Here is a 19400-nt window from a genome sequence, read left to right on the forward strand (position 1 = left end):
GTGGAGGGCTCTTCTGCCTCCCGGATCACCCGGCGAGCAGAACCTCGATCGGCCCGCGGACGAAGTAGAGCATGAAGCCGACGGCGACGATCCACATCAGCCAGTGCACCTTGCGGGCCCGGCCGGACAGGGCGTTCACCAGGGTCCAGGCGATGAATCCCACACCGATGCCGTTGGCGATCGAGTAGGTGAGCGGCATCGTGACGATCGTGAGGAACGCGGGCAGAGCGACGGCGAAGTTCGTGAACTTGATCTCCTTGATCTGGCCCATCATCATCGCTCCCACCACGACCAGCGCGGCGGATCCGACCTCGATCGGCACCACGAGCGTGAGCGGTGTGAAGAACATCGACAGCAGGAACAGCACGCCGACGACGACGGAGGACAGCCCGGTGCGGGCACCCTCGCCGATGCCCGCGGCGCTGTCGACGTAGACCGTGTTCGACGAGGTCGAGGTCATGCCGCCGGCGACGGCACCGAAGCCCTCGACGACGAACGCGGAGCGCAGTCGCGGGAACGTGCCGTCCTTGTAGGCGAGTCCGGCGTTCTTCGCGAGCCCCGTCATCGTGCCCATCGCGTCGAAGAAGTTCGAGAAGACCAGCGTGAACACCAGCATCGTGGCGGCCAGCGCGCCGATCCGGCCGAACGAGCCGAACAGGTCGAACTGACCGATCAGCCCGAAGTCCGGGATCGTCACGAACGAGGCGGGGATCTCGGGGATGGTCATGTGCCAGCCGTTCGGATCCTCGAAGCTCGGGCCGAGCTTGAGGATCGACTGCGCCACGATCGCGACGACGGTCGCCGCGACGATGCCGATCAGGATGCCACCGGGCACCCGGCGTGCGACCAGGACGCCGATGACGAGCAGCCCGAACAGGAAGACCAACGTCGGCACCGAGGTGATCGAGCCGCCGTCGCCGAGTTGCACGGGCGGGCCGCCGGGGGTGCGGTTGACGAAGCCGGAGTCGACGAAGCCGATGAAGGCGATGAAGAGTCCGATGCCGACGGTGATCGCCGCCTTGAGCGCCTGCGGCACCGCGTTGAAGATCGCGGTCCGGATGCCGGTGGCGCCGAAGAGCACGATGAGCACGCCGTTGATGACGACGAGCCCCATCGCCTCGGGCCAGGTGACCTGGCCGACCACCGAGACCGCGAGGAACGAGTTGATCCCGAGTCCTGCGGCGAGCGCGAACGGCAACCGGGCGACGAGGCCGAACATGATCGTCATGACGCCGGCGGTGAGGCCGGTGGCGGCACCGATCTGCGCGCCGTCCAGGGCGTTGCCCGCGACGTCGTCGACGCCGCCCAGGATCAACGGGTTGAGGATCACGATGTACGCCATGGTCACGAAGGTGACGACGCCGCCGCGGATCTCACGCCCGACGGTGGATCCGCGCTGCGTGATCTCGAAGAATCGGTCGAACGCGTTCTTGGGCTCGGCGTCGACCGTGGTCGTCGCGCCGGTGGCCAGCGGCGGATGGACCGCCGGTCGTACTGCTCCGCCTTCGGATTCCTCGGGCGGCGACACAGGTGAAGACATCTTCGGCTCCAGTCGTTCGGTCGGTCAGTAGTCGATGCGAGTGGCCGTGGTGCTCCACTCGGTGAAGGGGGCGATGCGCTGCGCAGGCGGCAGCACCTCCTGTGCGACCGGCATGATCGCACGGTCCTCCGCGTCGCCCTCGAAGTAGCGGTAGAACACCGCGTCGTCGAATCCGGCGTCCGCGGCGTCGTCGCGGTCGGCGGCGAAGTAGACGCGATCGATCCGGGCCCACAGCGATGTCGCGAGGCACATCGGGCACGGTTCGCAACTGGTGTAGAGCACGGCGCCGCGGAGGTCGAAGGTTCCGAGACCCTGACACGCGTTCCGGATGGCGGTGACCTCGGCGTGCGCCGAGGGGTCGAGATCTGCGGTCACCCGATTCACCCCTTCGAAGACCTGCCCGTCGGCGGTGACGACGATGGCCCCGAACGGCCCTCCGGCGTTGCGCACGTTGTCGGTCGCGATGGCGACCGCGCGGGCGAGGTACTCGGCGGGAGTCGGCTGCGGCCCGTTTCCGGGCACGGCGATACGGTTCATGACGAAAAGCTTCCTTGCTGTCGTCGCAGTGATACGGCTTATCGGGTCAGGCCCGGATCGGGCCGTTCCACGAGATATACGTCGAACCGCTAGGTGTGCTTTGTCTGCCCGAAAGCCCCTGGTGAGGCCCGAGCTGGGACCGACTGTAACACCCGTGATCGCACACGTCCACCCTCGATGGAAGACGGATTCCGCAATGCGATAGGAAGCGAGCGCGATTCCGGCTCAGGCCGCCGGAACCGCCGACTCCTCGGCGCACGAGAACCGCGCACGGTAGGCTGTCGGGGTGAGCCCGAGCACCCTGGCGAAGTTCTGCCGGAGCACGGCCGCCGACCCGAACCCGCACTCGTCGGCGATGTGCTCGAGCGGGAGGTCGGTGCGCTCCAGCATCCGCTGCGCGTGGATGATGCGCTGGCGCGCGAGCCACGCGGCCGGCGTCGCACCGTACTCGGCCTTGAAGCGGCGCGCGAACGTGCGCGGCGACATCAGCGCCCTGGCGGCGAGCTGATCGACGCCGAGATCGTCGCGCAAGTGCTCCACCGCCCAGTCGGCGACGGCGGCGAGCGAGTCGGTGGGGACCACGGGGATCGGTCGATCGATGAACTGCGCCTGTCCGCCGTCGCGCTGCGGGGGAACGACCATGCGGCGCGCGATGCGATTGGTGAGCTCGGCACCCACCTCCTGCCGGAGCAGGTGCAGGCACGCGTCGATCCCGGCCGCCGTGCCCGCGCTGGTGATGATCTTGCCGTCCTGCACGAAGAGGACGTCGGGGTCGATGTCGATCTGCGGATACATGGCGGCCATCGTGTGCGCATACATCCAGTGCGTGGTCGCACGTCGGCCGTCGAGCACCCCGGCGGCGCCGAGGATGAAGGACCCGCTGCAGACGCTCATCACCCAGGCATCGCGAGCGACCGCCTGCCGGGCGAGATCGAGCAGCAGCGGGTCGATGTCCGCCCAGCGCTCCCGGGGAACCGGGCAGAAGACCACGAGGTCGGCCTCGTACGCGAAGGACAGGTCGTGTTCGACGTTGACCGAGAAGCCGATCTTCGACTTCACGACCCCCGGCACCGGGGCGACGATGCGGAAGTCGAAGTTCGGCACGCCGTCGTCGGCACGGTCGAGACCGAACGCCTCGCACGCCACACCGAACTCGAAGGGGGCGAACCCGTCCTGGATCACGCAGGCGACCGTCTTCATATACACTCCCGATTGGCAGTTTTCATACGTCGATAGTCTATTCTGCCACTCGTGGCGGTTCAACATCGAACGTAGCGTTTCTGCCATGATACTCGTCATCGCACTCATCGCCCTCGCCGCGTGGGCGACTGTCGCCACCATCGTCGAACTCCGCCGCGACGGCTACCGCCGCACCCCGACCGACTGGAGCCGCGTCGCCGGACGCGACGTCACCCAGCAGGCCGAGTCCGGACACGGATATCGCTGAGCACGCCTCCGCACCGAGGTGTATCGTCGGCTCATGATCCCGCTCGACAACCTCGTCGCCTTCGCCGTCACGTCGGTGGTGATCATCATCATCCCCGGCCCGAGCGTGCTGTTCGTGATCGGTCGCTCGCTCTCCCTCGGCCGCCGCGCCGGAGTGCTCAGCGTGGTGGGGAACGCCCTCGGCACCGTGCCGGCTGTCCTCGCCGTGGCGTTCGGAGTCGGTGCGATCGTGGCGTCGTCGGTCGTCGCCTTCACGATCATCAAGATCGTCGGCGCCGCCTACCTCGTGTGGCTCGGCGTGCAGGCGATCCGGCACCGGCACGACCACGCACCGGATGCCGGTCGCACTCCGGCCTCCGCGGGGAAGCTGCTGCGTCAGGGCTTCGTCGTCGGCGCGACCAACCCGAAGACCATCGCGTTCTTCGTCGCCGTGCTGCCGCAGTTCGTCGCCCCCTCCGCCGGTCCCGTGTGGGCGCAACTGCTCCTGCTCGGGCTCATCTTCCAGGCGCTCGCTCTCGCCTGCGACAGCGTCTGGGCGCTGGCCGCGGGAACCGCCCGCTCGTGGTTCGCCCGCTCCCCCCGCCGCATGTCGACGCTGTCCGGGACCGGCGGTGTGATGATGATCGGTCTCGGCGGCACCCTCGTGTTCAGCGGCGCGCAGAGCTGACGACGCGACGCGGGCATTCCGCGATTCCCCTTCGTGTCGGCCGAGGGAGGCTACGCTCGTCGTCATGAGCGAGCCCCAGCAGCCTCCTGTTCCGACGTCCGAACCGCAGACGACGCCGCCCGCTCCTCCCGCGCCGGCACAGCATCCACCGGCACCGCATCCCCCGGCGCAGCATCCACCCGCACAGCACTTGCCCGCCGAGCCGCAGTACGCCGGCGCACCGCAGTATCCCGGCGCCCCGCAGTACCCCGCGGCCCCCGCTCCGGCCGCTTCCCCGCATGCGTTCCCGAGCACGGTGTCCGGCGGCCACGGCGCGCCGGCGCCCGCCACTTCGAATCCCGCCCAGCCGAATCCCGCCCAGCCGAATCCCGCCCAGCCGAATCCCGCCGACGCGTATCCCGCGGCGGGGTATCCTGCGTTCGCGCCGGCCGCTCCGGCGGCGCGCGCCGGCAACCCTCTCGGGCGGGTCGCCTTCGTGATCGCGCTCGTCACCTTCGCGATCGCTTTCGTGCCCGCGCTGGCCAGACCGTTCCTCTACTCCATCAGCTACGGGTTCGACACCGGTCTCCTGATCGACAACGTCGTCGGCGTGATCGCGTTCGTCGCCTACGCCGTCGCGCTGGTGCTGGGCGTGATCGCCGCGCGTCGCCCCGCCCCGCATCTGCTCTCGGGCATCGCGATCGGCATCGCCGGAACCGGGCTCCTGGGGTACGCCTCCGCCTTCGTGTCGATGCTCGCGTTCTACTGGCTCGTCTGACACTTCGGCACCCGGCCGTCACGGGCGCCACGAGTGCGGAGAGGGCTCAGCGCGCGGCGAGCACCCGCGCGTAGACCTCGACCATCGCCGCCGTGCGCGATGACTGTCGGAACGCGTCGGCGACCTCGGGAAGCGGGGTCGGCGCCGTGCCCGCGGCGATGTCGGATGCCGCCTGCCGCAGGGTCTCCGCGAGCGCCGCGGCCCGCCGGGTCTCGAGCTGCCGTCCCGACAACACGGGGTCGACGTCGGGTACGGCCCAGAGTCCCCCGCCGAGCTCTGCGGCGATGTCGGGGTCGCAGATCACCGACGGCGTTCCGAGCGTGGCCGCCTCGAAAGGCGTCATGCCCTGGGTCTCGAAGCCGATCGACGTCTGCACGAGCGCGTCGGCGGCGTGGATCCGCGCCAGGGTCTGCGGGTAGGTGAGCCGTCCGGCGAAGCGCACGCCGTCGCGTCCGCGGACGATCTTCTCGGCAACAGCGCGCTGGGCACCACCGCCGATGATCTCGAGGTCCGCATCGACGTCCGCGGCGACGAACGCCTCGAGGAAGGGCAGCAGTCGCTTCTCGGGACTCATCCGTCCCAGCCAGACGAAGCGCGGCCGACCGGGTGCGCGCTCGGCGGGGCCGTCCGCGACGGTCTGCGCACGGAGGTCGTCGTCGATGCCGTTCCAGATCACGTCGACGCGGGGGAAGACCTGGTGCTGCTCGAGTCGTCGGGCGAAGTGCGTCGAGGGGGCCGTGACGGCGGAGGCTCCGGCCGCGATCCCGCGCAGGAACGCCCAGCCGTCGGCGCCCGCGACCCGAGTGCCGATGCCGCGCATCGCGACGCGGCGCCATGCGTTCAGTGCGGCGAGCACGGGGCGATGGAGCGGGGTGACCGCCGCGATGCCCACGTCGACGCGGTTGTGCATCGTGTGCACGACGGGGATGCCGTGACGCTCGGCGTACCGGTGCCCGATGAACGCGCCCCAGAAGTCGGCCTGCACATGCACCAGATCGACCGGGGGCCGACGGGTCATCGCACGGTCGAGGAAGCGGTCGGTCGCACGTCCCGGCCAGCTCATCGAGTACTCGCGGTCGACGGTGATCGGCATCGAGGGCAGGTCGATGTACGCCCCGCCGTGGGATCCGGACGATGTGCGCGACCCGTGCATCTTCGGCGCGACGACCGTGACGGTGTGACCGGCGCGTTCGAGGAACTCCCGCTGGAGCCGCATCGACACCTGCGCTCCCCCGAGGGAGTCGAGGTGCTGATCGCCGAAGAAGACGATATGCATGGCGGGCTACTCCGGCACTGACGCGTCGCGGCGCCGTGATCCGAGGGGGATACTGTGCATGGCGGGCTACTCCGGCACTGACGCGTCGCGGCGCCGTGATCCGAGGGGAATACTGTGCATGGCGGGCTACTCTGGCAGCGGCTCGTCGCGGTACAGCGCCTCGAAGGTGTCGAGGGTGCGGTTGATGTCGTGGATCGCGACGCCGTCGAGCGAGGCCCGCTGCATCCGCTCGTATTCCGCGGGTTCTGCGGTGAGCACGTCGGTCAGGCGCGCGGCGAGCTCGTCGACGTTCCCCGGCTCGAACAGGTACCCGTTCTCGCCGTCGTGCACGAGGTGCGGGAGGGCGACGGCATCCGCGGCGACGATCGGCAGCGCCGAGGCCATCGCCTCCATGGTCGCGATGGACTGCAGCTCGGCGATGGAGGCGATCACGAACAGGCTCGCCCGCGACAGCAGCGCGCGGAGCTCCTCATCGCTCGTCCGGCCGTGGAACGTGACACGGTCGGCCAGTCCGAGCTGTGCGGTCAGGTGCTCGAGCTGTTTGCGCTGGTCGCCACCGCCGACGATGTCGAACGTCGTCTCGAGCGCCGGGTCGAGTTTCGTCATCGCCTTGAGGATGACCTCGACCTGCTTCTCGGCGGTGAGCCGACCGACGAAGATGATCCGGTTCTTCTCGCGCGGGGCGACCACCGGGGTGTACTGGGTGCGATCGATACCGCAGCTGACGGGGATGACGCCCTGAACCTCGACGGTCTTCTCGAGGAAGTCGGCCGCGCGGCGCGTGGGGGTGGTGATCGCGCGGGTCAGGTCGAAGGTGCGCTTGGCGTCGGCCCAGGCGAACTTGAGCACCATGTCGTCGATGAACTTCGGCATGGTCGTGTGGTCGAGGATGTTCTCGGCCATGACGTGGTTGGTCGCGATGACCGGGATGCCGCGCTCGTGCGCGATGTGTGCGAGGCCGCGGCCGATCACGATGTGCGACTGGATGTGCACGACATCCGGCTGCACCTGGTCGATGACCTTGCGGGCGTAGGGCTTCGAACGCCACGGCCACACGAACCGCAACCAGTCGTGCGGAGCCCAGCGCACCGACGGCAGCCGGTGCAGGGTCATCGGCTCTCCCTCGATGACCTCGGTGTGCGGCTGTGCGCGACGGTAGGCCTGGTTCGGCGCGACGACGTGCACGTCGTGTCCGCGCTGCACGAGGCCGGCGGCGAGGCGCTCGGCGAAGCGTGCGGCACCGTTGATGTCGGGCGCGAACGTGTCGCAGCCGATCACGATCTTCAACGAACGGGGCGTGGTTTCGGCGGCGGGGCCGCTCGACGGATCGATCGGATCGTCGGAGGAGGTCACAGACATGCTGCCTTACGATGTGGCGGCCAAGGGAAAGCCCTGGTCGGGCGCTGGCCACTCTACCGGAGGGCCCTGATCACACGGCCGAGGCGTACCGGGCATCCCTCAGGCTCAGCCGTTAGCGTGGAGCCATGCGACTGACTGCCGACGCCGATCCCCTGCTGTGGATTCCCGTGACGGATTCGCTCGGGTGGAAGGGCCGCCGGCATCGCAAGGCGGCGATCCGGATGCTGCTGGGCCAGGTGAACGCAGCGGTGGGAGCGACAGAGCGGCCAGGGTCGAAGTTCGGCGCGTGGGCGATGAGCCAGGCGGCGCCGATGCTGATGAAGCGGGCGGACGGACGCGTGCTGGTGTGGACGTGGAAGGCGGATCCCGAGCTGGTCGTGGCCATGGCGACCGCGCAGGTGCTGACGCCGGACGTACGGATCGCGCGCGCGTCGATGCCGATGGACTACGACGACACGGAGTCGTTCCCCACGCGCCTCGGCGTGGGCGAGAAGCTGCTCGTGCCGATGCCGCCGTCTCCCGCGTCACCGCCGTTCGCGACGTACACCTGGGACACGGGGACGCACCTGGTCACCCTGACCGCGGTGTGCAGCGACAAGGAGCGCTTCGGCACGCTGGTCGGCGCACTCGATGACCTGGCGCGCAGCCTCCGCATCGCCGACGACCTCACGGGCGGCGAGTCGCCCGACGTGCTGCGCCTCGATCCGGCCTGATCGCCCTCTCCCCGCTACCGGGTCAGGACGCTGCTGGTCGGGTGGGGTCTGCCGGCGGCTGCCACAGTTCGATGGCGAGTCCTTCCGGGTCGTGGATGCGGGCGAAGGTTCCGTACTCGTCGGTGTTCCATTCGTCGCGACGTTCCACCGGGATGCCCTCGGATTCCAGGCGCGCGGCGAGCTGTTCGATGTCGGAGACACGCAGATTCAGCATGAACTGCTGGTCGGCGGCGAAGTAGTCGCTGTCGGCGGGAAACGGCGCGAACACGGTCATGCCCGCCTCCTGCTGCCAGATACCGGTGTGGCCGGCGCTGATCCCCAGATGCTCCTGGTACCAGGTGGCTCTCGCCTCCGGCTCCCTGCTGCGGAAGAAGAGGCCGCCGATGCCTGTCACGTCTGAGGTCATGTTCCCGTTGTAGTCGACGATGCGATGGCGATCCAGTAATCTCGCTTCGCCTCATTTAGTGAAGTGAGGTAACAGTGTCGTATACTCACGATCATGGAACCCCTGCTCGTCGACCGTCTCCTCCAGATCTCGGATCTCTTCCAGAAGGACATGGCGCGCGCCTTCGAGGGCACCGGGCTCACTCCGGCACGCGTGCACCTGCTGTGGGTGCTGCAGCACGCCGGGGCCTCCACCCAGCAGGCGCTCGCCCGGCTCTGCGAGGTCACACCCCGCAACATCACGGGGCTCGTCGATGCGCTCGAGGCGTCCGGTCACGTCCGTCGCACGCCGCACCCCACCGATCGGCGTGCCGTGCTCGTCGAGCTGACCCCCACGGCCGTCGAGACGATGACGCGGATGCAGGAGGAGCACGCCCGACTCGATGCGACCCTCGTGCAGGCGATCGCGCCCGAGGATCGCGCCGCGGTCGAGCGCGGAGTGTCGGCTCTCGCGGCACACCTGGAGAGTCTCGTCGCGGCGGCGAGCGCCGAATCCCGGAACACACCATGACCGGACAGGTGCACGGCATCGCGGGCACGCCGACGCGCGGAGCGCGTATCCTCAACGCTCTGCACCGGGCGTGGATCGCCGAACTCCGCGTCTACTCGAGCATCGCGCGAGCGATCGCCCGCCGACCCGCGGTCCCTGAGGGCGGCACCGGTGTCGGCTATCACCGGCCGGTGCTCACGGTGCTGTTCATCTTCATCGGCCTCTCCGCGGTGGAGATCCCCATCCTCGATCTGATCGTCCACCCCTGGCCGGCCGTGCGTATCCCCCTGCTGATCCTGGGCATCTGGGGTGTCACGTGGATGGTCGGCTTGCTCTGCGCGATGCTCATGCGTCCGCACACGGTCGGCCCCGAGGGCATCCGCGTGCGCAACGGGCTCGAGCTGGACGTGTCCATCCGGTGGTCCGACATCGCTTCGGTCGGCATCGCGCGTCGGGTCGACGAGCCCAAGCAGCCTCGGATCACCGGCGGGGAGTACGCCGAGCGGATGCAGGACGAAACCAACATCGAGATCGAACTCGAGAGACCGGTCGCGATCCGGCTCCCCGGGCTCGGCCCCAAGGGCGGGGTGCATCGGGTCGACCGCATCCGACTATGGGCCGACGACCCGCGCGCGTTCCTCGACGCGGCGCGGCCGTTCCTCATCGCGGCGTGATCAGCCGAGCCCCTGCTCCAGCCACTCCTTCGCTACCCGAGCAGGCGCCCGCACCAACCAGGCGTCCGTGATGATCTCGGCCAGCCGTTCACGATCGACGACACCGAGACGCACCAGCAACCCCGGGTACCCGTCGAAGTGCGGGATCGTGAACAGCGCCACGGGCTCGGCCGCCAGCAGCGCCTCCTTCTCACCGAGATCGGCGACGCGCACCGCGAGCACGTCGCCCTCCGGCCACTCCCGTCCGAGCTCGGCGAGCTGGCGCAGGTCCGTCGCGCTCGGACCCCGGAGCCACGCGAACTGACCGCTCTTCAGCCGCCAGGACGCCGCCCCGGTGTGGCCGCTCACCGCCTCCTCCGCGCCGGGGAAGGCGAGGGCGATCGTGCGCACATCCTCGATGCTCACCATCCCGCCATCGTCCACCCGGTCGGCCGGTCGCCACAACAGGCAGGCGCCCATGTCGTCCTGACGCGAGAGATCAGGCATGCACGCGGGATCAGGCACGCACGCGTGCGTTCGGCCTGATCCCGCGTCTCCGCCTGATCCCGTGCCTCGGTCTCAGCGCGCGACGCGCAGCGTCCGCACCTCGAACGGCCGCAGCCGCAGCTCGCCGCCGGTCCGCGCCTCGTCGATGTCGTCTTCGATCAGGCTCACCTCGCGCACCTCGCGGTGCTCGAATCCGACCGACAGCTCGCCGGTCGCCCGTCGCCCGAGCGCCTCGTACACGCGCACGATCACGTCGCCGGAGCCGTCGTCGGCGAGCTTGACCGCCGAGACCACGATGCCCTCGCCCTCGACGGACACCAGCGGTTCGACCTCGCGCGCACCGCGCACGACGCTCGGAAGGGAGTTGATCCGGATGCCCTCGGCCGTGGCGGTCGCGGCGTCCGCGCCGATCACGAAGCCGACCTCGATCTCGTGATGGCCGTGGTCCGTGTCGGGGTCGGGGAACCGCGGAGCTCGCAGCAGCGAGAGTCGCACCGTCGTCGCCACCGCGTCGTCGGTCACCTCGCGCGAAGTGTCATAGCCGTAGATCGAGTCGTTCACGAGGGCGACACCGAAGTCCTGCTCGCGCACCAGCACGAAGCGGTGCATCGAGGTCTCGAACTTCGCCGCCTCCCAGCTGGTGTTCGTGTGTGTCACGCGCGACTGGTACCCGAACTGCGTCTCGGCGTCGGTGTGCGCGGCCTGGATGTCGAGCGGGAAGGCGAGCTTGAGCAGCTTCTCGGTCTCGTGCCAGTCGACCTCGTTGCGCAGCAGCACGGTCCGCGAATCCGGTGCGAGAATGATCGTCTGCGAGATGGTCGACTCCGAGAACGGACGCACCACCACGATCTGCGCGACGCCGTTCACGACCGTCGCCTCAATCGACGACACCGCGGTGAGGTCGACCACGCTGTTGCGGTAGTACCGGTCGATGTCCCACGCATCCCACATGTTGGGGAAGTCCTGGTGCAACTGGAACAGGTTCGCTGCCTTGCCAGCGGCCACGGCCTCGCGCCCGGTGGCCTTGTCGATCGCCGAGACGATCAGGCCCTCGGCTGAGACGAGCACCGAGACGAGCTCGTTCTCCAGTCGCCAGCCACCGTCTTCCTCCGTGAGCGACACCGGCGCCGCCGTGGGCTCGGCGACGAAGGCCGCCCCGAGGGCGCGGCCGCGACCGACCGACGTCGGCTCGAACCGCAGCTCGCGGTCGCCTTCTCCGGCCAGCGAGCGACGGGCGGCCACCGAGATGTCCTCCGCGTCCGACAGCACGTCCGACAGCACCGCCACGGCCTCACGATGCACCCACGCGATGGACGTGCCCGGCAGGATGTCGTGGAACTCGTGCAGCAACACGGTCTGCCACAGCCGGTCGAACTCGGCCTGCGGATATTCGGCACCGGTGCGCACGGCATCGGTCGCGGCCCACAGCTCGGCCTCGATCAGCGCGTGCTCGGCCCAGCGGTGCAGCGCCTTCGTGGCGTGCTGGCTGGTGAGCGTGCCACGGTGCAGCTCGAGGTACAGCTCGCCGACCCAGACGGCGGGATGCGGCAGCTCGGCCTTGGCGGCGTCGAAGAAGACATCAGGATGCTCCCACACGACCTGCGCGCTGCCCTCGAGGTCGCGCAGGCGCTCGGCCTTGCCCGTCATCTCACGGGTCGTGCCGCCACCGCCGTCACCCCAGCCGACCGGGGCGATCGACCGCGAGCTGAGCCGGTTCTCCTTGAACTGGCGGGAGGCCTTCGCGACCTCCATGCCGCTCAACTGCGAGTTGTAGGTGTCCATCGACGGGAAGTGCGTGAACACCTGCGAGCCGTCGATGCCCTCCCACAGGAACGAGTGGTGCGGGAAGACGTTCTGCTGATTCCACGAGATCTTCTGCGTGAAGAACCACTCGAACCCGGCGCGGCGCATCAGCTGCGGCAGGGCGGGCGAGTACCCGAAGCTGTCCGGCAGCCAGACGCCCTTCGAGCGGATGCCGAACTCGCGCTCGAAGAACCGCTGCCCGTGCGAGAACTGCCGCACGAGCGACTCTCCCGTCGGCATCACGGTGTCGGACTCGACCCACATTCCACCCAGCGGCAGGAAGCGCCCGGCGGCGACCGCGGCCTTGACCCGCTCCCACACCTCGGGGCGGTGCTCCTTGATCCAGGCGTACTGCTGCGCGCTGGACATCCCGTACTGGAACTCCGGCTGCTCCTCGAGCAGCGCGGTCATCGACGAGGTGGTGCGCGCGACCTTGCGGATCGTCTCGCGCACGGGCCACAGCCACGCCGAGTCGATGTGCGCGTGGCCGACGGCCGAGATGCGGTGCGCGCTCGCCTCGGCGGGAGCGGCAAGCACGTCTGCGAGGCGGGCGCGGGCATCGGGAGCGGTCGCCACGATGTGCTGCAGATCGAGCACGTCGAGCGCGTCGTCCATGGCCTGCAGGATGCGCATGCGGCGCGGCGAGGTCGCCGGCAGCTCGGCCTGCAGCTCGAACAGCACCTCGAGGTCGAGCGACAGGTCGAAGACCTCCTGCTCGAACACGGCCAGGTCCATCCGCCGCGCGCGGTAGAGCGGCTCCTTCGACGAGGTGAGGATGTCGCCCTCCTGCGTGGGCAGGAAGGGGTGGTAGTCGAGCAGCACCGGGTTGGACGCCGCCTCGAGGTACAGCTCGACAGGTTCGTCGCCCTCCGCCGTCTCGGTGATCGGGACCCACTGGTTGCGCGGGTTGATGCTCTTCACCGGGATCGGAGCGGAACCGCCGCCGTCGGGCCGGTAGGCCAGGGCCTCACACTGGAAGCCGGTCATGTTGACGTCGAAGCCGAGGTCGATGAGCGCTTCGACACGACGACCCGCCCATTCCGCGGGCACCCGTCCGGTGAGCTTGAACCACGTCGTCCCCCACGCCGCCCCCCAGGGGGCGCCGACCGTACCGGGCGCGAAGTCGAGGGCGAGTCCTTCCGCCGGAGCGATCGGCTCGCCGGGAAGCTCGTGGATCTCGACGTCCAGCGGCACGGAAGCCGAGTGGATCGCCGGGCGGATGCGCTCTTCGAGGACGCGCTTGACGCGGCCGACGGTGAGCGAGGTGTCGTCATGCATGGGTGGGTCTCCGGGCTCGACGGTGGGTGGTCATGGGGTGAGGGTAGTGCTCGGCGCAGACGAGGTCGACGCTACCCGGCTGATCGCGCCGGGGTCGTTGCGACACCGAGCGCCGCGTCGATCTCGCAGAACTCGTCGTGCGAGAGCGCGCTCCCGCCGTTCCACGCACGCTCGGCCATCGCTCGCAACGGTCGGCGGATGCCTTCGGCGACCTCCTCCGGGGTCTGGGCAGCCGCATCGTCCGACCAGACCGAGAACGAGACCCCGACGAGCTGCGCCGGGTAGGGCGGCTCGATCTCCTGGCGGATCCCGCCCGGCAGCGCGGGGAACAGACCGGGATGCCAGTCGGCCTCCCAGATGCGCTGACTCGTCGGGTAGATGTAGCCCGCCTTCTCGCCGAGGACGTAGTAGAACAGCGCGTCGTGGAAGTTCACGAGCGGGTTGGCCGACTCGACAGTTGCGGCGAGCGGCCGCATCTCGGCGTGCCAGTTCGTCCACCACGTGAGCACGAGGTCCGGGTCGAGCGCGACCGCGTCGCTGCGGAGCATCCCGTCGTTCCACACCCGCGGAGCGAATCCCTTCGCGCGAAGGTGCGCGGCGATGTCGTTCACGAAGCCCGTCAGCAGGTCGAACCCGGTGCCGCTCGGGCCGTGGAGTTCTCCGGCGGCGGCCGCGAGCGCGGGATACTCGTCGATACGCGCGAAGTCGACGAACTCGTCGCCGCCGAGGTGCCACCGCGTGCTTCGCGGGAACAGCACGGCGACGTCGTCGATCAGGGCCCGGGCGAACGCGACCGCCTCGGGGCGGGTGATGTCGAGCGCATGGTCGGTCGGCAGCCCGCCGGCGGTCGGCAGGCGGTGCTCCGGATGCGCGGCGAGCGCGTGGCGCAGGTGTCCCGGCATGTCGAGCGAGGGCACGAGGTCGATGTGCAGGTCGGCGGCGGCGTCCGCGACCGCGGCGGCCTCGGCACGGGTGATGTGCGCCGTCGAGACGATCTCGGGGAAGGCCTCCGAGCCGATGCGGAAGCCCTCGTTCTCGGAGATGTGCCACTGGAACGTGGTGATGCCGACGTCGGCGAGCGCGTGCAGCAGGTCGATGATCCACGCGGCGGGGAAATGCTTGCGGGCGGCATCGAGGTGGAAGCCGCGTTCCGCGACCACCGGCTCCGACGACACGTGCCCGTGCGGCACCCGTCCCTGCGCTCGCAGGTTGTGCAGCAGCTGTCGCGTCGCCCGGAACGCCCCGGCGGCGGAGCCGGCGCGTACGTCGATGTCGATGCCGACCTCGATCTGGAAGGATTCGCCGGTCTGGCCGTCGCGCGACAGCCGGATGACCGGCCCTTCGCCGCGGGGGATGCCGAGGGCAGCGAGCTCGCCCGTCAACCGCATCGCCTCACGGGCGAGGGTCGGATCGTCGGCCGTGACCCTGACCGCGGAGGGCACCCACGCCTCGCCCGAAAGCCGCACGGTCGTCGGCTGGGGGATCGCGAGCCAGGGGCGGTGGCCGTCGCCGTCCTCGGTGTCGTACGTCGCGGTCACCCCTTGACGCTTCCCTCTTCGACGCCCTTGAAGAACTGCTTCTGCAGCACGGCGAACAGCAGGATGATCGGGACGAGGGCGATCATGGTCCCGGCCGCGATCACCCGGGGATTCGCGGCGAAGTTCGAGCTCAGATACTGCATGCCGACGGTGAGTGTGTAGTTCGCCGGATCGGACAGCACCACCAGCGGCCAGAGGAAGTCGTCCCACGCTCCGATGAACGCGAACAGGGCGACGACCGAGACCATGCCGCGGACGTTCGGCCACACGATGTGCCGGAGGCGTTGCATCGTGTTGGCGCCGTCGATCGTCGCGGCATCCAGCGTGTCCGGTGGGATCATGCGGCACGCGGCCATCATCAGCAGCACGTTGATCGCGGCGATCGCCCCGGGCAGGAACACGCCCCACAGGGTGTTCGCGAGGCCGAGGGACTTGACCGTGAGGTACTGGCTGGTCAGCGTGACCTCTCCGGGGAGCAGCAGTGTGGAGAAGAAGATCGCGAGGATGATCCACTTGCCGCGGAACTTCATGGTGCCCAGCGCATAGCCGCCGATCGTGGCGAAGACCACGTTGGTGAGCACGGTGCCGACGCCCACGAGCAGCGAGTGCCACGCGTAGTCGAGCACCGGGATCGTGCGGAACACCTCGGCGTAGTTGTCGAGCGTCGGCGCCTGCGGGATCAGCGAGGGCGGGAAGTCGTAGATGTTCTCGGTCGCTCCCTTGAACGACGTGGACATCTGCCACAGGAACGGGAACACCATGATGGCGAGCACACCGAGGAGGAGGGCGTACTTGCCGATCAGACCACCGAGCGACGGCTTCATGATGTCGGCGGATCCTCGCGTGCGGTACGGGCGATCGCGCCGCTCCCGAGGAGTGCTGTCCTGCGTGGTCATCGCGCGCGTCGTCATCGCATGGCCTCCTCGGCGGCGGCGAGCCTGGCGAGCTTCGCATCCTTGGCCGCACGTCGTCCCGCGAGGGCCTCCTTGATGGTGTCGCCGTTGTTCGCGATGCCGACGATCGCCAGGGGGATCAGCGTCAGCAGGAACAGCACGAGCGAGATGGCCGACGCGTAGCCGACCTGGCCGTTGAGCCCCTTGCCCATCGACTGGATGAGCATCACCATGCTCATGGCCTGACCTCCGGGGCCGCCGGAGCCGCCCGAGAGCACGTACAGCTCGGTGAACACGCGCATCGCGCCGACGCACACGAGCACCGACACCAGCATCATCGGACCGCGGACGCCGGGGACGGTGACCGACCAGAAGCGACGCCAGCGCCCGGCGCCGTCCATCGCGGCCGCCTCGTGCAGCTCACGACCGACGTTCCCGAGGGCGGCGAGGTACACGACCATGTAGTAGCCGAGCCCCTTCCACACGGTGAGCCCGATGGCGCAGCCGATCAGGAGCCACCGGTCGGAGAGGAACTCCACCGGTCGATCGATCAGCCCGAAGAAGCTCAGTGCCGAGTTGATCGTGCCGCTGCCGGAGAAGAGGAACTCCCACACGATCGCGACGACGACCGCCGAGGCGATGACCGGGAAGTAGAAGGTCGTGCGGAAGAACCCGATCGCCGGGATCTTGCTGTGCACGAGGAGCGCGAGCAGCAGCGGCAGGAAGGTGAGCAGCGGCACGCACACCACCACGTAGACCAGCGACGTCGTCAGCGCGTAGCTGAACCGGTCGTCGCTGAGCATCTTCGAGAAGTTGTCGAGCCCGACGAACTGGGCGGGACGAAGGGGGCGGGCGTCCGTGAACGCGAGGACGATCGTGTTCAGGAACGGCCAGAGGGCGAACACGAACACCCAGATCACGCCGGGCAGTACGAGCAGGTACGGCGTGTACCAGCGCTGTCGTCTCATGAGGCATCCACCCCCTTCATCTCCGCGTCGCCGGCTCAGCCGACGACGTTCTGCTCCGCGTACTCGACGGCCTTGTCCAGTGCCTCCTGGGCCGAGATGTCGCCCTTGACCGCGAGCGCGATCTGCTGCTTGGCGTAGGTCTCCATGGCTTCGGTGAACTGCGGGGCGCCGAGCATCCTGGCGTCGTTCATCTGCGAGGCGGCGAGGTCGTTGGCCGTGGCCTGCATCTCGTTCTGGGCGGTCTCCGCGAAGACCGAGGGATCTTCGTTCGCGGCCTTGGTACCGGGGAAGAAGCCGGTGGCGAGCTTCACGAACTCGATCTGGTTGTCGGTGTTGGTCAGGAACTCGGCGAAGGCCAGCGCGGTGGCGGCGTTGTCGGAGGTGGCCGAGACGCTGATGCCCTGCACGAACAGCGGCGGGTTGCCGAAGCCGTTGGTCACGTCGACGTCGGGGAGCAGCGTCGGCGCGTTGACCGCGATGTCCTTGTCGATGTAGTTGGGCCCGGCGGTCGCCCAGGCGACGGTGCCCTTGTTGAAGTTGTTGATGTTGGCGTTGGCGGTGCCGGCGTTCTGCAGCGCCTCGGGCGAGATGGCCCCTGCCTTGTAGAGCTCGGCGTAGCGCTCGACGATCGCGACGGCCTCAGGAGTGTTGAACACGAACTTCCCGTCCTTGTACACGTCCTGCGTACCGCCGCCGTCGGACACCATGGTCTGGAGCGATTTAGGACTCGGCACGTCGGAGATGGTCTGGATGCCGGCGGCGGCGAGCTGCTCGGCCGCATCCATCGTCTCCTCGAAGGTCTGCGGCGTCTCGGTGACCCCGCCCTGCGCGAGCAGTGCCTTGTTCCAGTAGTTGAGCTCGGTGCCGAGGTACCACGGGAACCCGAAGGAGCCGTCGATGCCGTCGTACGTGTAGGCCTCGACGCCGCCGTCGACATAGTCGCCGATGACCTTCGAGGCGCTGCCGAGGTCGAGCAGCTGGTCTGCAGAGGCGAGCGAATAGGCGTACTCGGGTGGGAGGTTGATGACGTCGGGCAGCTCGCCGGACTCGGCCTGCTGCAGGATCTTGTCCTCGTACCCGTCGGCGGGCTGGTCGATCCACTTCACCGTGGTGCCGGGGTTCTCCTCTTCGAACGCGTCGATGACGCCCTCGAAGTAGGGCGTGAACTTGTCGTTCTTGAGCGACCAGGTCTGGAACGAGATCTCTCCCCCGACCTCCCCGTCCGCGGCGGATCCGCCGGAGGTCGAGGCTCCGCCCGTGCAGGCGGTGAGCGCGAATGCTGTGGCCACCGCGATGCCTGCGGCGACACTGGTGCGGATCTTCATGGACATTCTCCTTCGAAGTGATCCAGGCTGCGGCGTCTCGTTCGAGTCGCTGTGACAACCCCTACTAAAACGATATAGTGACCATAGCATGCCATAACGGCGCTCCCGGGGTCCAGCCCCGTCGGACGCCGCTCCCCCACCGTCGGTCCCGGAAAGGACAGCGATGACCATCTCCGCCGCCCCGCTGCGCTTCGGCGCCAACTACACCCCGCGCTCCCAGTGGATGCACGCGTGGATGTCGCTGGATCTCGACGAGGTGCGCCGTGATTTCGCCGCCCTCGCCGACCTCGGTCTCGACCACCTGCGGATCTTCCCGCTGTGGACGGTCCTCCAGCCGAACCGCACGCTGATCCGCGAAGAGGCCGTCGACGACGTGCGGGCCGTGGTCGATGTCGCCGCCGAGTTCGGGCTCGACGCGAGCGTCGATGTGATCCAGGGCCACCTCTCGAGCTTCGACTTCATCCCCTCGTGGCTGTTCACGTGGCACGACAAGAACATGTTCACGCACCCCGACGCGCTCAGCGGTCAGGCGGACCTCGTGACCCGACTCGGCGAACGGCTCGGTGGCGCCTCCAACTTCCTGGGCTTCACGCTCGGCAACGAGACCAACCAGTTCTCGGCGCAGACGCACCCCTCTCCGTGGCCGGTCAGCGAGGCAGAGGCCGCGAACTGGATCACGACGCTGCTGGATGCCGCGCAGGCGTCCGCCCCCGCGCAGCAGCATGTGCACAGCGAGTACGACGCCGCCTGGTACATGGACGGCCACGGCTTCACCCCTGCTCTCGCCTCGCGCCTGGGCGACATCACGACCGTGCACTCCTGGATCTTCAACGGCACCGCCCAGAGGTACGGCGGCCGCTCCGTGGCGTCCGACCGGCATGCCGAGTACATGATCGAGCTCGCGCGCGGCTTCGCCACCGATCCCGCGAAGCCCATCTGGCTGCAGGAGGTCGGCGCCCCGTCGAACTGCCTGACGCCCGAGCAGACGCCCGACTTCCTCGAGGCGACGCTGCGGTCGGTCGCCCGCACCGAGAACCTGTGGGGCGTGACCTGGTGGTGCTCGCACGACGTGAGCCGCAGCCTCGCCGACTTCCCCGAGCTGGAGTACACGCTCGGCCTGGTCGATCAGGACGGCGCCGCCAAACCGATCGGCCGTCGCTTCGCCGAGCTCATCCCCGAGCTGCGCGAGCGCAGACCCGCCCCCGC

19 protein-coding genes are annotated in these 19400 nt (G+C 68.9%); 7 read left to right on the forward strand and 12 right to left on the reverse strand.

All coding sequences use genetic code 11. From position 1 onward, the window contains the following. Positions 1-25: 25 nt before the first annotated feature. The 3 genes from CQ042_RS16585 to CQ042_RS16595 all read right to left on the reverse strand — a co-directional run bounded on the left by CQ042_RS16585 (position 26) and on the right by CQ042_RS16595 (position 3277). Positions 26-1540 (reverse strand): NCS2 family permease, encoded by a 1515-nt coding sequence (locus CQ042_RS16585; RefSeq protein ID WP_105671556.1) that lies wholly within the window; start codon positions 1538-1540, stop codon positions 26-28. Positions 1541-1564: 24 nt separating this feature from the next. Further along, complete coding sequence (locus CQ042_RS16590; protein WP_105671557.1) at positions 1565-2077, reverse strand: nucleoside deaminase; 513 nt, start codon at positions 2075-2077, stop codon at positions 1565-1567. Between the two features lie 225 nt (positions 2078-2302). Further along, positions 2303-3277: a GlxA family transcriptional regulator gene (locus CQ042_RS16595; RefSeq protein WP_105671558.1), complete on the reverse strand. Its 975-nt coding sequence runs from the start codon at positions 3275-3277 to the stop codon at positions 2303-2305. 85 nt (positions 3278-3362) lie between these two features. Between CQ042_RS16595 and CQ042_RS20540 the strand changes: the two genes are divergently transcribed. From CQ042_RS20540 to CQ042_RS16605, 3 genes are all read left to right on the forward strand, one after another. Further along, the gene (locus CQ042_RS20540) at positions 3363-3524 is read left to right on the forward strand and encodes a hypothetical protein (RefSeq protein WP_181157604.1); all 162 of its coding nucleotides are present in this window, start codon (positions 3363-3365) and stop codon (positions 3522-3524) included. Positions 3525-3557: 33 nt separating this feature from the next. Then, positions 3558-4190, forward strand: coding sequence for a LysE family translocator (locus CQ042_RS16600; RefSeq protein WP_105671559.1), 633 nt, complete (start codon positions 3558-3560; stop codon positions 4188-4190). A gap of 64 nt (positions 4191-4254) precedes the next feature. Beyond that, positions 4255-4947 carry a hypothetical protein gene (locus CQ042_RS16605; protein ID WP_146115419.1) on the forward strand — a complete coding sequence of 231 codons (693 nt, stop codon included), beginning with the start codon at positions 4255-4257 and terminating at the stop codon, positions 4945-4947. Between the two features lie 46 nt (positions 4948-4993). Here the strand turns inward: CQ042_RS16605 and CQ042_RS16610 are convergent, their stop codons facing one another. Further along, on the reverse strand, positions 4994-6223 hold the full coding sequence (locus CQ042_RS16610; RefSeq protein WP_105671561.1) for a glycosyltransferase: 1230 nt from the start codon (positions 6221-6223) through the stop codon (positions 4994-4996). A gap of 126 nt (positions 6224-6349) precedes the next feature. Beyond that, positions 6350-7582: a glycosyltransferase gene (locus CQ042_RS16615; protein ID WP_105671562.1), complete on the reverse strand. Its 1233-nt coding sequence runs from the start codon at positions 7580-7582 to the stop codon at positions 6350-6352. A gap of 125 nt (positions 7583-7707) precedes the next feature. Here CQ042_RS16615 and CQ042_RS16620 point away from each other — a divergent pair, with 125 nt between their 5' ends. Beyond that, positions 7708-8295 (forward strand): hypothetical protein, encoded by a 588-nt coding sequence (locus CQ042_RS16620; RefSeq protein ID WP_105671563.1) that lies wholly within the window; start codon positions 7708-7710, stop codon positions 8293-8295. 22 nt (positions 8296-8317) lie between these two features. Here CQ042_RS16620 and CQ042_RS16625 read toward each other — a convergent pair whose 3' ends face one another. Then, positions 8318-8701 carry a VOC family protein gene (locus CQ042_RS16625; RefSeq protein WP_105671564.1) on the reverse strand — a complete coding sequence of 128 codons (384 nt, stop codon included), beginning with the start codon at positions 8699-8701 and terminating at the stop codon, positions 8318-8320. A gap of 93 nt (positions 8702-8794) precedes the next feature. Here CQ042_RS16625 and CQ042_RS16630 point away from each other — a divergent pair, with 93 nt between their 5' ends. Further along, positions 8795-9250, forward strand: a complete 456-nt coding sequence (locus tag CQ042_RS16630; protein ID WP_105671565.1) for a MarR family winged helix-turn-helix transcriptional regulator — start codon at positions 8795-8797, stop codon at positions 9248-9250. Then, complete coding sequence (locus tag CQ042_RS16635; RefSeq protein WP_105671566.1) at positions 9247-9903, forward strand: hypothetical protein; 657 nt, start codon at positions 9247-9249, stop codon at positions 9901-9903. Before CQ042_RS16630 ends, CQ042_RS16635 begins: the two co-directional genes overlap by 4 nt. Here the strand turns inward: CQ042_RS16635 and CQ042_RS16640 are convergent, their stop codons facing one another. From CQ042_RS16640 to CQ042_RS16665, 6 genes are all read right to left on the reverse strand, one after another. Next, the gene (locus tag CQ042_RS16640; RefSeq protein ID WP_258132292.1) at positions 9904-10389 is read right to left on the reverse strand and encodes an MmcQ/YjbR family DNA-binding protein; all 486 of its coding nucleotides are present in this window, start codon (positions 10387-10389) and stop codon (positions 9904-9906) included. A 72-nt stretch (positions 10390-10461) separates the two neighbouring features. Then, the gene (locus CQ042_RS16645; protein ID WP_105671567.1) at positions 10462-13470 is read right to left on the reverse strand and encodes a glycoside hydrolase family 38 C-terminal domain-containing protein; all 3009 of its coding nucleotides are present in this window, start codon (positions 13468-13470) and stop codon (positions 10462-10464) included. A 71-nt stretch (positions 13471-13541) separates the two neighbouring features. Next, positions 13542-15008, reverse strand: a complete 1467-nt coding sequence (locus CQ042_RS16650) for a family 20 glycosylhydrolase (RefSeq protein ID WP_105671568.1) — start codon at positions 15006-15008, stop codon at positions 13542-13544. Next, positions 15005-15919, reverse strand: a complete 915-nt coding sequence (locus CQ042_RS16655; protein ID WP_105671569.1) for a carbohydrate ABC transporter permease — start codon at positions 15917-15919, stop codon at positions 15005-15007. The genes CQ042_RS16650 and CQ042_RS16655 overlap by 4 nt, the downstream gene beginning before the upstream one ends. Next, a complete protein-coding gene (locus CQ042_RS16660) occupies positions 15916-16869 on the reverse strand; it encodes a carbohydrate ABC transporter permease (RefSeq protein ID WP_105671570.1) in 954 nt (317 codons plus the stop codon). Before CQ042_RS16660 ends, CQ042_RS16655 begins: the two co-directional genes overlap by 4 nt. A 35-nt stretch (positions 16870-16904) precedes the next feature. After that, positions 16905-18194 (reverse strand): ABC transporter substrate-binding protein, encoded by a 1290-nt coding sequence (locus tag CQ042_RS16665; RefSeq protein ID WP_105671571.1) that lies wholly within the window; start codon positions 18192-18194, stop codon positions 16905-16907. Positions 18195-18357: 163 nt separating this feature from the next. On the opposite strand from CQ042_RS16665, the gene CQ042_RS16670 reads away from it, so the two are divergent. Beyond that, positions 18358-19400 (forward strand): glycosyl hydrolase (locus CQ042_RS16670; RefSeq protein ID WP_105671572.1); only part of this gene is annotated, 1043 nt, incomplete at its 3' end.

The sequence above is a fragment of the Microbacterium sp. MYb62 genome (assembly GCF_002979475.1).
In the GTDB taxonomy this organism is placed as follows: domain Bacteria; phylum Actinomycetota; class Actinomycetes; order Actinomycetales; family Microbacteriaceae; genus Microbacterium.

What these genes read in the sequence shown, in the direction of transcription:
- CQ042_RS16585 (WP_105671556.1), bottom strand. Translation starts at nt 1,540, where the DNA reads ATGTCTTCACCTGTGTCGCCGCCCGAGGAATCCGAAGGCGGAGCAGTA.
- CQ042_RS16590 (WP_105671557.1), bottom strand. Translation starts at nt 2,077, where the DNA reads ATGAACCGTATCGCCGTGCCCGGAAACGGGCCGCAGCCGACTCCCGCC.
- CQ042_RS16595 (WP_105671558.1), bottom strand. Translation starts at nt 3,277, where the DNA reads ATGAAGACGGTCGCCTGCGTGATCCAGGACGGGTTCGCCCCCTTCGAG.
- CQ042_RS20540 (WP_181157604.1), top strand. Translation starts at nt 3,363, where the DNA reads ATGATACTCGTCATCGCACTCATCGCCCTCGCCGCGTGGGCGACTGTC.
- CQ042_RS16600 (WP_105671559.1), top strand. Translation starts at nt 3,558, where the DNA reads ATGATCCCGCTCGACAACCTCGTCGCCTTCGCCGTCACGTCGGTGGTG.
- CQ042_RS16605 (WP_146115419.1), top strand. Translation starts at nt 4,255, where the DNA reads ATGAGCGAGCCCCAGCAGCCTCCTGTTCCGACGTCCGAACCGCAGACG.
- CQ042_RS16610 (WP_105671561.1), bottom strand. Translation starts at nt 6,223, where the DNA reads ATGCATATCGTCTTCTTCGGCGATCAGCACCTCGACTCCCTCGGGGGA.
- CQ042_RS16615 (WP_105671562.1), bottom strand. Translation starts at nt 7,582, where the DNA reads ATGTCTGTGACCTCCTCCGACGATCCGATCGATCCGTCGAGCGGCCCC.
- CQ042_RS16620 (WP_105671563.1), top strand. Translation starts at nt 7,708, where the DNA reads ATGCGACTGACTGCCGACGCCGATCCCCTGCTGTGGATTCCCGTGACG.
- CQ042_RS16625 (WP_105671564.1), bottom strand. Translation starts at nt 8,701, where the DNA reads ATGACCTCAGACGTGACAGGCATCGGCGGCCTCTTCTTCCGCAGCAGG.
- CQ042_RS16630 (WP_105671565.1), top strand. Translation starts at nt 8,795, where the DNA reads ATGGAACCCCTGCTCGTCGACCGTCTCCTCCAGATCTCGGATCTCTTC.
- CQ042_RS16635 (WP_105671566.1), top strand. Translation starts at nt 9,247, where the DNA reads ATGACCGGACAGGTGCACGGCATCGCGGGCACGCCGACGCGCGGAGCG.
- CQ042_RS16640 (WP_258132292.1), bottom strand. Translation starts at nt 10,389, where the DNA reads ATGCCTGATCTCTCGCGTCAGGACGACATGGGCGCCTGCCTGTTGTGG.
- CQ042_RS16645 (WP_105671567.1), bottom strand. Translation starts at nt 13,470, where the DNA reads ATGCATGACGACACCTCGCTCACCGTCGGCCGCGTCAAGCGCGTCCTC.
- CQ042_RS16655 (WP_105671569.1), bottom strand. Translation starts at nt 15,919, where the DNA reads ATGACGACGCGCGCGATGACCACGCAGGACAGCACTCCTCGGGAGCGG.
- CQ042_RS16660 (WP_105671570.1), bottom strand. Translation starts at nt 16,869, where the DNA reads ATGAGACGACAGCGCTGGTACACGCCGTACCTGCTCGTACTGCCCGGC.
- CQ042_RS16665 (WP_105671571.1), bottom strand. Translation starts at nt 18,194, where the DNA reads ATGAAGATCCGCACCAGTGTCGCCGCAGGCATCGCGGTGGCCACAGCA.